Annotated in this window: 7 protein-coding genes; 3 read left to right on the plus strand and 4 right to left on the minus strand. The window is 55.2% G+C overall.

Features of this window, described 5'->3' with window-relative positions:
* Positions 1 to 10: 10 nt before the first annotated feature.
* Genes AB0A83_RS07765 through AB0A83_RS07775 form a run of 3 tightly spaced genes read left to right on the plus strand, consistent with a single transcriptional unit; the run spans position 11 to position 6925 of the window.
* Positions 11 to 2248 (plus strand): tetratricopeptide repeat protein, encoded by a 2238-nt coding sequence (locus tag AB0A83_RS07765; RefSeq protein WP_367155939.1) that lies wholly within the window; start codon positions 11 to 13, stop codon positions 2246 to 2248.
* 27 nt (positions 2249 to 2275) lie between these two features.
* Positions 2276 to 6169, plus strand: coding sequence for an ATP-dependent RNA helicase HrpA (hrpA, locus tag AB0A83_RS07770; RefSeq protein ID WP_367155940.1), 3894 nt, complete (start codon positions 2276 to 2278; stop codon positions 6167 to 6169).
* Between the two features lie 45 nt (positions 6170 to 6214).
* Positions 6215 to 6925, plus strand: coding sequence for a rhomboid family intramembrane serine protease (locus AB0A83_RS07775; RefSeq protein ID WP_150047724.1), 711 nt, complete (start codon positions 6215 to 6217; stop codon positions 6923 to 6925).
* A gap of 171 nt (positions 6926 to 7096) precedes the next feature.
* Here the strand turns inward: AB0A83_RS07775 and AB0A83_RS07780 are convergent, their stop codons facing one another.
* The 4 genes from AB0A83_RS07780 to AB0A83_RS07795 all read right to left on the minus strand — a co-directional run bounded on the left by AB0A83_RS07780 (position 7097) and on the right by AB0A83_RS07795 (position 14436).
* A complete protein-coding gene (locus AB0A83_RS07780; protein ID WP_367155941.1) occupies positions 7097 to 10756 on the minus strand; it encodes a PKD domain-containing protein in 3660 nt (1219 codons plus the stop codon).
* A 429-nt stretch (positions 10757 to 11185) separates the two neighbouring features.
* Entirely contained in the window at positions 11186 to 13573 is a 2388-nt protein-coding gene (locus AB0A83_RS07785; protein WP_150047726.1) for a Lon protease family protein, read from the minus strand.
* Positions 13574 to 13580: 7 nt separating this feature from the next.
* Positions 13581 to 14189: a GTP cyclohydrolase II gene (ribA, locus tag AB0A83_RS07790; protein ID WP_150047727.1), complete on the minus strand. Its 609-nt coding sequence runs from the start codon at positions 14187 to 14189 to the stop codon at positions 13581 to 13583.
* Positions 14190 to 14217: 28 nt separating this feature from the next.
* Positions 14218 to 14436 (minus strand): hypothetical protein, encoded by a 219-nt coding sequence (locus AB0A83_RS07795; protein ID WP_150047728.1) that lies wholly within the window; start codon positions 14434 to 14436, stop codon positions 14218 to 14220.
* Positions 14437 to 14486 lie beyond the last annotated feature (50 nt).

The following is a 14486-nucleotide window of genomic DNA, read 5'->3' on the forward strand; positions in this document are numbered from 1 at the left end:
GAGTTCGAACATGACTGTCGCCGCCATTTATAACCCGCAGGAAATGCAGGAAGACTTGTTCGTCGAACGTTTCGTGGTGCGCCGCGATACTTTGGCGGAACTGCTACAACGCATACGCGAAACCGAGCCGGAGCAAAGCTTCAAACACACCATCATTCAAGGCCTGCGCGGCCAAGGCAAAACCACGCTGCTGCGCAAGTTGTCGATTTGCGTGCGCGACGATGCCGAATTGTCGCCTTGGCTGATACCGGTACTGTTCCGCGAAGAAGAATACTCGGTGACTTCGCTATGCCGGCTTTGGGAATTGGTTGGCGACTATCTGGCCGAACGACCCGAGTTCGAAGCGTTGCCGGATCGGTTCGAAGAGGCCTATGCGTCGCCGCATTACGAAAAGGATTGCTTTTCGATTTTGGCCGATGCCTTGCAGCAAGCCGATAAAAGCGTGCTTTTGCTAATCGACAATCTGGGCGAAATGCTGGAAAAATTCGACATTCGCGATCAGCAACGCCTGCGGGAAATCCTACAAACCAATCGCCGCGTCCGCATCGTTGGCGCCTCCGCGGTGATGCTGGAACAGCATTACGACCAAGGTAAACCGTTTTTCCAGTTTTTTACCGTCAAAACCTTGGCTGGCCTCAATCGCGAGGAAACCCACGAATTACTGTTGGGCTTGGGCAACGCCGAGCAGACCGCCAAAATGCGGGAAATTCTGCAAACCAAGGCCGGCAAGATCGAAGCCTTGCGCCGTTTGACCGCCGGCGTACCGCGCACGATGATTCTGTTGTTCGAAATCTTTCTGGACGACCACGGCAGCGCGTTGGACGATTTGGAAGTGCTGCTGGATCGAGTCACGCCGCTGTACAAACACCGCCTGGACGACTTACCGACCCAGCAACAAGCCATCGTCCATGCCATTGCCCTGGGTTGGGACGCCATGTCCACTAAGGAAATTGCCGCCAAAACCAAACTAGCCAGCAAATTGGTTTCCGCACAATTGAAGCAGTTGGAAAAAAACCGGTTGATTCGCTGTATCCCCACCTCGACCAAGAACCATCTCTATCAACTGGAAGAGCGATTCTTCAATATCTGGTGTTTAATGCGACTGGGGCGGAAGAACGACAAGCAACGGGCGATTTGGTTGGTCAAATTTTTAGAAAGCTGGTGCGACGAGCAAGAGTTGGCGGAACGGGCCGAACGGCATATGGATGCGTTAAAAGAAGGCAAATTGGCGCCGCGTCATGCCTTGTTGTGGAGTCAGGCGCTGGCGCAGAGTTTGCGGGATTTGGATTTGCAGCAGCGGGTTTTGGATACGACACGGGAATTCTTGCCGCAAATTTCTGAGAGTTTGCCTGAATCCGACTATTCGCTATTTGATCGGGCGGGTGAGTCGTATAAACATGGGAATCTAAAGGAAGCGTTGCGCCTGGTTTTACCTTTGGCTGACAAAGGTTATTCATTCGCAATGAGCGGTTTGGGATTGATTTATCAAGCACAAGGTAAATTTGAATTATCTGAACAATACTTTTTAAAAGCCATCGATAAAGGATTTCTTGGGGCTATGTTTGGTTTAGCAAACTTATATGGTGACCATGGTAAGCTTGACCAAGCCGAATATTACTATTTGAAAGCTATAGAAAATGGTCATATAAAAGCGCAAACAGGTCTCGCTGAGATGTATATACAACAGGGTAAATGGGAGCAAGCCGAGCAATATTATTTGCCTGGAGCAGATAATGGTGACGTCGTTGCAATGCGTGGATTGTCCTTGGTCTATTTTATACTTGGAAAGTGTCCGATAGATGCTTTGAGGTTGCAACGCAGATTCATCGAAACCGAACCCAATCTTGGAGCTCCGGATTACGGGTTACTGGGGCTTCTGGCGTTATGGAATGAAGAATACTCCGAGGCTTTCTCGGCAATTAGAGCGGCACTGACCAACATTATGGGGGACACAGATGATGATGCACCTATTACTGCTTCAATCATGATGCTAGTGGCGAAAGGTCAAACTGCTTTTGCCTTGAGCTTATTCGCCGATGATTGTTATCGACATCTGAACCTAAAAGAACGTTTTAAACCCTATTACTACGCCATCTTGCAGGAAATCGGCGAGTCTCGACGTGACGAAGCTTTGCGTATGGGGCCTGAGTTGGAGCAAACGATTGCCGAAATCCGGACACTAATCCAAGGATTTCGGTTGAGGTACTTCTTACCGACACCCAAATCCGTTGACCCAAACCCCGTATAATCGCCCGCTTTTTACCTGCTACATCCGATGTCCTCAGCCGAAACCCTGAAACAACTTTCCCGAAATCTTGCCAGCTGTATGAGCGCCGATCGTCACGGCTTCAAGCGGCAGCTTGACCGGTTGCGCAACGAGGCGGGCAAAGGCAAAGATGTTACCGGGCAGGTACAGCAACTGGCCGAGAAGATCGAACGCTCCATAGGCCGTTGTAATCAGCGGCGGGCATCAGTGCCGGCGATTAATTATCCGGATTTGCCGGTCAGCGGCAAGAAAGATGAGATTGCCGAGTTGATCAGGAACAACCAAGTAACGATAGTCTGCGGCGAGACCGGTTCCGGCAAGACCACGCAGTTGCCGAAAATATGTTTGGAAATCGGCCGCGGCATAACCGGCATGATAGGTCACACCCAGCCGCGGCGGATCGCGGCGCGCACCGTGGCCGACCGCATCGCCGAAGAATTGGGTCAGGCCATCGGCAACACGGTCGGTTACAAAGTGCGTTTCCACGACCAGACCGCGCCGAATTCACTGGTCAAGCTCATGACCGACGGTATTTTGCTGGCCGAGACCCAGAACGACCGCTATCTGAACCAGTACGACACGCTGATCATCGACGAGGCCCACGAACGCAGCCTGAACATCGATTTCTTGCTGGGCTATCTGCGCTGGCTGTTACCGAAGCGGCCGGATTTGAAAGTCATCATCACATCGGCCACCATCGACCCGGAACGCTTCGCCAAGCACTTTAACAGCGCGCCCATCGTCAACGTCTCGGGCCGCACCTATCCGGTCGATATTCGCTACCGGCCCATCGAACTGATCGAGGAAGACGACGAAACCGATGCCGACTTGCAGCAGGCCATTCTGGATGCGGTCGACGAGCTATACCGGGATTTGCGCGGCGACATTCTGATCTTCCTGAGCGGCGAGCATGAGATCCGCGAAACCACCGAATCGCTGCGCAAGTCGCATAATAACGGCCGCTACGAGGTGTTGCCGCTGTATTCCAAGCTCAGCGTGGCCGAGCAGGAGCGGGTGTTCAAACCGTCCGGCAACAAGCCGCGTATTGTGCTGGCCACCAACGTCGCCGAGACTTCGCTGACCGTGCCGGGCATTCGTTGCGTGATCGACTCCGGCCATGCTCGCATCAGCCGCTACAGCGCCAAAAGCAAGATTCAGCGCTTGCCGATCGAACGTATTTCGCAAGCCAGCGCCAACCAAAGGGCAGGGCGTTGCGGCCGGGTTGCGGAAGGTATCTGCATCCGGCTGTATTCCAAGGAAGATTATCTGGCGCGGCCGGAATTCACCGATCCGGAGATTTTAAGAACCAATTTGTCGTCGGTGATTTTGCAGATGGCGGCGCTGAAGCTGGGCGACATCGAGGAGTTCCCGTTCGTCGAGCCGCCCGACGAAAAAATGGTCCGCGACGGCAAGACCTCGTTGTTCGAAGTCGATGCCTTGGACAAACAAGGCAATCTGACCGAAACCGGCCGGCAATTGGCGAAGATTCCGACCGACCCGAAACTGGCGCGGATGCTCTTGGCGGCTGCGCAATTGGGTTCGCTGCACGAAGTGTCTATCATCGTCTCGGCGCTCAGCATCCAAGACCCTCGCGATAAGCCGGCCGACAAACTGCCGCAGGCCGAAGCCAAACATGCGCAGTTCAAGGCCGAGGACTCGGACTTTCTGACGCTCTTGAATCTTTGGAATGCCTTCGAGGGACAAAAAAAGCATCTGACCAACAGCAAGCTGCGTAAATACTGCCAGGATAATTTTTTGTCGTATATCCGTATGCGTGAATGGCACGACATTCACGTCCAGATCATGCAGGTGGCGCGCGGCGACTTGGGGCTCAAGACCAGCGGCAATCCGGCCAATTACGAGCAAATCCACATGGCCTTGCTGCCGGGCTTGCTGTCCAACATCGGCTTCCGTCACGAGCAATACGAATACCTGGGCGCACGCGGCCTGAAGTTTTTTATATTTCCCGGTTCCGGCCAGCACAAGGCGCGGCCGAAGTGGATCATGGCCGCCGAGCAGGTCGAGACCAGCAAGGTCTACGCCCGCACCGTCGCCAAGATCGAGCCGGAATGGATCGAAGCCTGCGCTCAGCATCTGGTCAAACGCAATTACTACGACCCGCATTGGGAGAAAAACGCCGGTCGCTGCGGCGTGTTCGAGCGCACCTTGTTATATGGCTTGACCTTGACGGCCAAACGCAAAGTGCCTTATGAAAACGTCGATCCGAAAGCGGCGCGGGAGATGTTCATCCGCCACGCGCTGGTCAATCAGGATTACCACTCCAACGCGCCGTTCTTCAAGGCCAACGAAAAGCTGCTGGAGGAGGTGGGTTACATCCAGCACAAGGGCCGCCGCGTCGATTTGATCGAGGACGAGGAATGGCTGTATCAGTATTACGATAAGAAGCTACCGGCCGAAATCGTTAGCGGCATTACCTTGGACCAATGGCGCAAGCAGGTCGAGCGGGATAATCCCAAAATCCTGTTCCTGACCAAAGAAGACCTGACCCGCACCGACGACAACCAAATCAACGACTGGGATTTTCCGGACAGCAAGAAAGTCGGCGATCTGACCATCGAGTTGCATTACCGCTTCGAGCCCGGCCACGACGAGGACGGCGTTACCGCGATCGTGCCGGTGCACCAGCTCAACCAAATCCGGCAAACCCCGTTCGACTGGCTGGTGCCGGGTATGCTGGAGGAAAAGGTCGTGGCTTTGATCAAGGGCCTGCCTAAGCATCTGCGCAAACATTTCGTGCCGGTGCCGAACACCGCCAAGGCTTGTCTGGAAATCGAGCCGGATTTCAAAGGTTCGCTGTACGAATGGCTGAGTAACCGCTTGCGCAAATTGACCGGCGAGGCGATTCCGCTCAACGAATGGCAGCCGGACCAATTACCCGAGCACTTGAAGATGAATTTCCGGGTGGTGGACGATGCCGGCCGGGCCATCGGTTACGGCCGCAATCTCGCCAAATTACAGGCTCAGTTCGCGACCAAGGCCGGCGACAGTTTCGACAAGCTGGCGCAAGAGGAAATGAATTACACCGGCTGTATCGCCTGGGCCTTCGACGACTTGCCGGAGACCTGGCAGTTCATGCAAAAAGGCCAGAGCTTCATCGGTTTTCCGGCCATCGTCGACGAGGGGCCGACAGTCGGCGTGAAGATTCTGGAAACCCAGCACAAGGCCGAACTGGCCCATTTCGACGGTCTGACCAAGCTGTATCAATTGGTCTGCAAAAAGGATGCGCAATACATTTTAAAAAACCACGGCGTGGCCCCAGCCTTGCAACTGGCTTATAACCAGCTTCCGCCGCATCCGCTATTAAAGGACCGTGCCGGCGGCGAGTTCAAGGACGATCTGTTGTATGCGATTTTCAGCGCGGTGTTTGTCGAGGATAAAAACATACGAACGCAGCAGCGATTCGAAACGGTACTGGCCGAGCAAAAATCGGCGTTATTGACCACTTGCAACCAAATAGGCAAGCAAGTTGGGGAAATCTTGGCAAACTACCAATCGTTGCGCGCCCGCTTGCAGCAACCCGGTATTGTGCCGGCCTTGCGCGAGGATATAGAACAGCAATTGGCGTTGCTGTTGTTCAGGGGCTGTTTACGTCACACCCCGGCCGCGCAGTTGCCGGCCCTGGTGCGCTATTTGAAGGCCGCGGAGTTCCGGCTGGAAAAACAAAAGCCGGACACAACCGAAACGCAAGGATTGAAACGCCTGTGGCAACGCTATTGGCAGCAAGTGGAAAAGCAGTTGAAAACCGGTCAGCCGACCCCGGAACGTCAGTTGTTTCGTTGGCAAATGGAAGAGCTTAGGGTGTCGCTGTTTGCGCAGCAATTGAAAACCGCTTACCCGGTTTCCGTACAACGTTTGGAGAAGGCGTGGAACGAAATGTTTTGAGCTAACTCTTAACTTGGGTGCTAACTTGACTTAAGGAAACCCCAAATGATACCGATCAGAGATTCTATCCCTTGTTCGATCACGCCTTATGTGACGTGGACCATCATGGGCATATGCGTGTTGGTGTTCCTGTCCATGATTGCGATGCCCGATCCCATGGCTCAGCATTTTTTATACAAATACGGCATGGTGCCGATTCGCTATACCAATCCGGTGTGGGCGCAGCATTTCGGTTTGCCGCCGGATCATTACTTTTCCTTTCTCAGCAGTTTGTTTTTGCACGGCGGCTGGGCCCATTTAGCTATCAATATGATGTTCCTGTGGATATTTGCCGATAACATCGAAGATTTGATGGGACACGGTCGGTTTTTAGTCTTTTACCTGATTTGCGGTTTGCTGGCCACTTTCGCCCAATGGTATTTTTCGCAAAATTTGGTAGTACCGGTGGTCGGGGCGTCGGGTGCGATAGCCGGGGTTTTAGGCGCTTATTTTTTCCGTTTTCCGTATGCGCAAGTGGCCATCGTGGTGCCTATCTTGTTCTTTCCGCTGTTTTTCGAAATTCCGGCCATCGCGTTTTTAGGGGTATGGGTTATCTTGCAATTGCAAGAGCTGACCGCATCCGCCGTATTTCCGGGGGTGGGCGGCAATTCCGCTTGGTGGGCGCATTTGGGCGGCTTCGTAGTAGGCGCGCTGATTCATCCCTGGTTCATCGAAAAATTGCCGGCGCGGGATATGGATCAGGCCGCGTTAGAGTAATCGCAAGTGTATTGGGGGGAGATTCAATGGCAACGGACATTTTAAGGATGTAAGCGGGGCGGGCTATGCTGCTCGCTCCGCTTACCGGGACGAATCGGGTAGCCGATTAGCATCCCGGCGTCTAAGCGCTAGTCACGTTTCGGCGCCGGGATAGATACAAGCAGGGCAGGGTTAATGTCCGCCGGTTCCGTTACCGCCGGATTGGCTGCTCACGGCGGCTTGCTCCGGTGGCTTGTGCAGTTGCGCTTGGCCGGTCGGTACGTCGGTGAAGCTTTTTTGCAGGCTATGGCACAAATCGCATCCTATTACCTGATCTTTGACGATCTTGACGGTTTTGCCTTTAGCGTTGATCAGCTCCCTATTGACTAAGGAGCGCGACAAACGAGTACCTTTGTGGTCCGCGCCGTGGCAGGCCGCGCATTGGTCTTCACCGTCCGGGCCGGGTTTTTTGGCCATGTCGTTATGCCAGCCGCCGTTCAGCTCGTCCTTGTGCTTGCCTTTGCTGGTGTTGGTGCCGGCGCCCTCGGCGTGAGCGTACCAGTAGGGGTCGCCAACAGGATGCATGCCGTGCGGTCCGGCCAAGTAGGCATTGCCGGAGCCGGTCGGCGCGACGACTTCGCCTTCCCGATAGCCTTGCGCTACGCTACGCGGTCCTGCAGTGGCCACCAAACCGGTTTTGAAGTCGTCCTTGATGTGGCAGGTCGAGCATTCGGCTATGTTGCCGTCGTAGCCTTGTAACTGCTTGGAAGTGACGTTGTCGTTGGCGTTCGGGTCTTTGTTGGGCCAAATCGCGTGTGAGCCGCCGTGACAAGTCGAACAATACAAATTACCGTTGGCGCCGCTACCGTGTACGTCGTAACTTTTCCGGTACAGTGCTTGGGAAATGGCCCGGTCGACATAGCTGGTTACGCCGCTGACGGTTTGTTTTTCCTTGATGGTTTCCACGCTTGGCATCACCGCAAAGCGGGCGTTGACCGGAAAGATGGATGCGGCCGACGGGTCGTTGTCCAGCCAGGCTTGTTTTAACGCACCGGCACTAAAGTAATGATTCAAGCCGGCTTCGCCGTCTTTATCCAGATTCGCATCGCCCACGTGGCAGGAGCCGCAATCGGGTTCGTCTATCCATTGCCGGCGCCAATCGCTCGCGCCCAGACTATGCGGATCGTCCTCGCCCAGCATGCCGGCGTAAGTGCGGTTGCCGTCGTACATTTCGTTGGGGTAGCTTTGGCCGACCGCCAGCATGCCGCCGTGGCAGCTGTCGCATTTCATGCCGGCGGCATGGTGGATATCGCGGTAGCTCTTCTCGGTATTGCCGGTATGGCAGGTCAAGCAGTTTTCTTCCATAGCAATATTTTCGCCGACCGGCAGCATTTCCCGGCCCAAGGCATGAGCGGGAAATTGCTCGGGAGCCCAGTTGTTGCGATGGTAGAACGGCAATACGTCTTGTTTGACCGTGTAATTGCCGTCGGTATCTTTTTTGAGATACAGGCCTTGCGCGTCCAGGTTGGCCGGATCCCAGCCGCGGCCTCCGAGCATGATAGGGTGGCCGCGCTCGTTGCGAATCAGCTCGCCTTGTTGATGGGCTTGTCCGTCCGCCGCTTCGCTGGCCGAGACGTCGCGTTTATAGACTTGCATCTTGCCGTGAAAGGCATGGGTGGTTCGGGTCCACAGCGATAACACCGTGGTGGTGTTCAAGGCCGCCGCGCCGGTGTCCAGTTTCAGGGTGCTGCCGTGGTGCGAAGCGCACATGGTGACCGTGTTGCGCGTGGTCGTGTACTGATCATCGGCAATTTCGGCGAAGATGTCGTCGCGGGTATTGCGGTAATTGATCGGCGTCATGTAGTCGTGCATCAACATGGTGTTCCAGCGCGCGGCTTTTTCCCGGTTTTGCCAGGTATCCTCGCCGTAGTAAGAGGAGTCCCTGAACGCTAGACGGATTTGCAATTTCCAGCTGGGATCGTTAGTCGGATTGGTCTCAGCGGTGCTGCCGTCCGGCTTCAGCCAGCGCGATTCCGCTACCCGGTCTTTGCGGATGCCGTTGGCGTCGAATTCCAGTTGAATACCGTCGGCTTGCATTTTCAGGCTGGGATCGAGCGGAAACTTGTTGTCGAAGGTGTTATGTACCGCCGGACCGTAACCGTAAGCTTTAAAGTTGGCAATAGGATCGTCGGTCAGCTCGAAAGTCGCCGGATCGGGGTCGGCGCCTTCGAACGGAAACTCGCCCTTACCGGTGGCCGGGCCCAGTGTGCCGTCCGCATTCACCAGCTCGGTGATCCTGACCGGGGTGCGCCAGACTTTGTCGTCCGACCCTTTCTCGCCTTTGTAATGGCAGGCGACGCAGCCGGTTTCGGAGGCGGTGGTATACACGCCGTCGGTAGCGGCCACGGTTTGGTTGCCGGTTTTGGCTTCGACCCGCAACAGCGGATAGGGGTTGATGCGGCCTTGGTCGTCCACGTTGGTTAGCGGGATGTTTTGGGCCACGAATAAATTGCCGGTGTAATCGAAAGGCTTGGCTTCGTTCGCCTGGTAGGGATTGTCTATGCCCGGCATTTCTCGAACTCCGGCCGCAGAGTCCGAATTGCCGCGTATGCCCTGATCGGGTTTTATCAAAGCGGCTCCGGCCACGCTGTTTTGGGTATCGGCTTGCGATAAGCCTTTTTCTACCGTTGGCGTGGTCAATTTGCCGGCATTCGGCTGACGGGCTTTATCCCAAAACTCGGTTTTAGCGATGATGGCGTTGGTAAATTCGTGTCCGTTTTTATAGACAGTCTCGCCGGTCGTGGACGCGGCGGCGACGGTGGCGTCCCAGTCGAAGTTAGCGCCGATGCCGTCGGCAAACAAGTTTTGGCTGGTGGAGTTGATCGAATCGTTGCCGGCCGGGTCGGTTGGATTGATGGCGGCCGAGTAATACACCGAAATGTCGTTGGAGTTAACCAGGACGGGTTTGTGCTCGATTTTTTGGACGACCTGGGCGTTCATCGCGTTATACGGGAATAACGGGTTGAACGGAATGTTGATCTGGCTACCGCCTTCCATGCCCATTTCTTCGAACGGAAACACCACGTAAGCGTTTTCGTCGTTGCTGCCGTCCGCATTCGGCATGCCCGCTGCGGTTTTGGGGCGGGCGGCCGCTTCGGCCACGGTAGCGTAAGGATTGCTGCCCGCGGCCGGGGCGACCGACACTGTGACGGCATCGCTGCAACTGTCGCCGCCGCTATTAGCGCCTTCCACGCTAACTCGGTACAAACCCGGTTGACTGAAACTATGGCTGACCGAGCTGCCGGTCGCGGCGTCGGCTAGCGTACCGTCTTCGGCCAGCGGATTGTTGGCGCCGAAGCTCCAGGCGTAAGTCAGATTTTTATTGGTTTTGCCCTTGCCGGGTGCGACGGTAAAGGTTTGCACGCTACCGGCGCTGACAGAACGGTTTCCGCCGTCGATGGCGCAAGACGGTTGGACTTTGCAGGTCTTGTCGGCGCCACGCACCGCGAGGTTGGTTTTGCTGTCGCCGACTACGATTTGCAGGCCGCAGGGTATGGCGTCTTGGGCGAATTGAAAGTTAAACCGCGATTTTTGATCGCTTTGCCCGGAATACAGTAAGCGATGGTCAGAAACGTCGTAAACATTGACCATCGTTTGGGAGGTAATCCCTTTGATTTTTCCGTTGACGACCAGTTTATTCAGTTTTTTGTCCAATTTGGCTTTCGCGCTGATCTTAGGTGGACTAGCCGCCTCGGCCGCTTGCAGGGGAATTGCAAGATTGGCCGCGATCATCATTGCCAATACCGTATGACTTAGCCGGGGGTGGCCGACTGCAGTGTTCGATAGTTGCATGAAATGACTCCGTTCTTTTAATTGTGAAAGGTGCCGGCTGCATGGTGGTTCTGAGAGGGCTTGTTTGCCTTCGAACTTGGAAGGCCGGCGCTTTTGGCAAGCCGTAGGCTTGCGAAACAGACCGAACGGTGAGTTCGGGCTGGGCTTTTGGAGTCATCTAGTGTGCCAATACAGACTTTTGTATTAATATCAATATTTTGTAGATTGATTGTCGACGAACGGGTGACCGCGGAGTAGGTGATTTCCCACAGCATTGCGGTATTTGCCGCGAGCAGGTCGGTCAATACCGCTAAGCGGGAAGGAGAGGGTTACAAAGAAACACGGACGGTGGCGGCTAGGCTGGGGTAAGGCTTGGTAAAGGGATGTGCGGGGGGTACGGAGCCTGCAACCGTGAGTTGTCGGAGACGAAAGCGAAGATAGGGGGTGTGGTTAGGTTTCGCCGGCTTCGCCGTCGTCCTGGGTCATTTCGGAGATTTGTTTCAGGCGCGCCACCGCTTCGAAATTGATGGTACCTTGGGGATAGTTGCCTTCGGCGTCGGCTACCCCGGCTTCTCTATTCATCAACAAACATAGGGTTTCATCAACGCTGGTGACCGTGTAAACCGCAAACAGGCCTTTGCCGACGGCGTCTATAACTTCCTGGTTCAGCATCAAATTCGGTTTGTTCGAGGCGGGGATGATCACGGCTTGCTGCCCGGTCAGGCCGCGGGCCGCGCAGAGCTTGAAAAAGCCTTCGATTTTTTCGTTGACGCCGCCGATGGCTTGAACTTCGCCGTATTGGTTGATCGAGCCGGTCAGTGCAATGCCTTGTTTGATCGGAATCCGGGTCAGCGCCGAAATCAAGCAGCACAGTTCGGCTAGCGAAGCGCTGTCGCCGTCGATGTAACCGTAGGATTGCTCCATCGCGATACTGGCGGAAATGGCCAGCGGAAATTGCTGGGCGTAGCAATGACCTAGATAACCGGTCAATATCATCACGCCTTTGGAGTGTATGGGTTGTCCCAATTCCACTTCGCGCTCGATGTCGACGATGCCGCGCGAACCGGGATGCACGGTGGCGGTGATGCGGGCCGGCGCGCCGAAACTGCTGTCGCCGATATCGATTACGGTCAGGCCGTTGACCTTGCCGACCGCGTCGCCGGCGGTGTCTATCAAAATGGTGCCGTCCAGCATTTCTTCCAGTATGGCTTCGGCGATACGGCCGTTGCGTTGTTCGCGGGCCTTGAGCGCCAACTCGATTTGCGCTTGGTCGATGTTGGGGGCGTGGGTCTGCCGGGCCCATAAATTGGCTTCGACGATGATTTCCAGGCATTGATTGACATGGGCCGACAAGCGCTGCTGGTGTTCCGCCACGCGGCAGCTGTGTTCGATCAAGCGCAGCAATGCGGCGTCGGTTAAGGGTTGGGTGCCTGCGTCGCGGGCGTGGTTCAGCATTAATTGGCTGAATTGGGCCAAGTTGTCCGGATTGCGGTTGAGATAATCGTCGAAATCCGCCAAGACCCGAAACATTTCATTGAATTCGCTATCCAGCTCTTCCAACAGGTAATAGGTGTCGCGCGCGCCGACCAGTACGATTTTGACGTTGAGCGGAATCACCTCGGGTTTCAGGGTAATGGTATTGACGCCTAACTCCGAGTACGGCGATTCGATCTCGATTTTGCCGGCTTTCAAAGCGCGCTTCAAACCTTCCCAGACGAAGGGGTAGGTCAGGATTTTTTCGGCGTCCAATATCAGATAACCGCCGTTGGCGCGGTGCAGCGAACCGGGGCAGATGCGCCGGTAATGGGTGACCAGAGTGCCTTGATCGTTTTGATATTCGATGCGCCCGAACAGATTCTGGTAAGTGGGATGCGGCTCGTAGACCACCGGGGCGCCGCTGTCGTCGTGTTTGTAATCGACCAGGATGTTGGGCAGATATTGTTCTATCAGCTGCAGGCGTTTGGCCGCATGCTCTCTGTTATCGGGGTTGCGGTTGGGCAGCAGGATGTCGCCGACGGTATTGCCCAGGTTTTTCTCGATTTCCGCCAGATAGGTGATGACGTCGTCGACGTTTTGGTATTTGTCGTTCAACGAGGTGAACAAAGGTTCTAAGGCTTGCTTGATCGTGTCGGTGTCCAATTGGCGCAATGCGTCGGCCAGTTCGCGCCGCCACTGGGGCAATTCCAACAATACCTCGCCCAGATATTCTTCCAATTGTTCGGTGTGTTGGTGAAAGGCGTCGCGTTCGCTTTGCGGCAATACCGCGAATTGTTCGTCGTCCAGGGCTTTGTTGTCGCGTATCGGTAAAAAGCTGATGCTGTCGCTATCGCGGTACAACACTACACCGACTTCGCGCGCTTTGTCGTCTACCGAGTCGAGCGCGGCGTTATAGCGCTGGTTGAATCGGCGCTCTATGGCGGTGCGCTTTTGCTGGTAACTCGGGCTTTCGAAAGCGGCCGGGAAGGTGGCCAGCACGTTGTCTATCAGCTTTTCTATGTCTTTGCAAAATTCATGGCCTTCGCCGGACGGCAGCTCCACCAACACCGGCTCGCGCGGGTTTTCGAAGTTGTCGACGTAGGCGTAGCACAAGGGTCTGTCTTGCTGTTCGGCGAAACCGGTCAGGTATTGACTGACCAAGGATAAACGGCCGGTCCCGGATTCGCCCATCACGAATATGTTGTAGCCGGGCGCCTTCATGGCCATGCCGAAGGCTAGCGCCGCTTGCGCGCGCGGTTGGCCGACTATGCCTTGCGGTCGCACGGCGTGCGGCAACACCAAGTCGTTTGTGTCCACGGCCAGCTTGAGCGCTGAGGCCGGCAATTTCAATTGTTCCAACATCGGGCGGCTATTTTTTGTCCGGCACTTTCAGTAAGTGGCGCATGCGTTCCATCTTGGTTTTCAGATAGCCGAGATTGTCGTGATGTACGTGGGTTTGAATGGGAATTCGCTCGCTTACCTGGATCCCGAGTTTGGTCAATTCGTCGATTTTCTGCGGATTGTTGGTGATCAGCCGGATCGAACGGACTTTGAGTGCGTTCAAAATCAACGCGGCGATGTCGTATTGGCGTTCGTCCGCCAAATGGCCCAAGTGGATGTTGGCATCCACGGTATCCAGGCCTTGATCCTGCAAGTTGTAAGCTTGCAGTTTTTTCAACAAGCCTATGCCGCGGCCTTCTTGGCGCAGATAGATCAGTACCCCGTAACCGGTTTGGTTGATGATGTCCAAAGCCATGTCCAGTTGTTCGCCGCAATCGCAACGCCGCGAGCCGAATACGTCGCCGGTGAAGCATTCGGAGTGGATGCGCACCGGTACGTTGTTTTTGTCGGCTACTTCGCCCTTGACTAAAGCGACATGCTCTTTGTCGTCCAGGGTGTTGCTGTAGTAGTGCAGAATGAATTCGCCGTGTTTGGTGGGAATCCGGGTTCGAACTTTGTCTTCTATGCTTGCTTTCACTGAGTATGCATTCCTTAACGGGGGCGGATCAGAGTGCCGCACCGGTGCTGCGCGTCGCGGCAGAGCCTTTTGCAATCGCCTCGGCTGAAACGATTGCAAAAGGCTCCGCGCCGGGGTGCTTGGCTTTGCGGCGGTATTGGCGCTTGTCGGCGAAAATTTGTGCCTTGTTGAAGCGTCCGGCGAACTTGGCGACCGGGTTATTGACGGGGCTAGCGCCGCCGAGTTTGGCTTTGCGTTGTTTTTTCATGCTTTTTTCTCTGTAAGCTATTAAAATGTGGGCTTATTCCGAACCGTGTA

The organism is Methylomonas sp. HYX-M1 (assembly GCF_040741385.1).
GTDB lineage: Bacteria > Pseudomonadota > Gammaproteobacteria > Methylococcales > Methylomonadaceae > Methylomonas > Methylomonas rhizoryzae.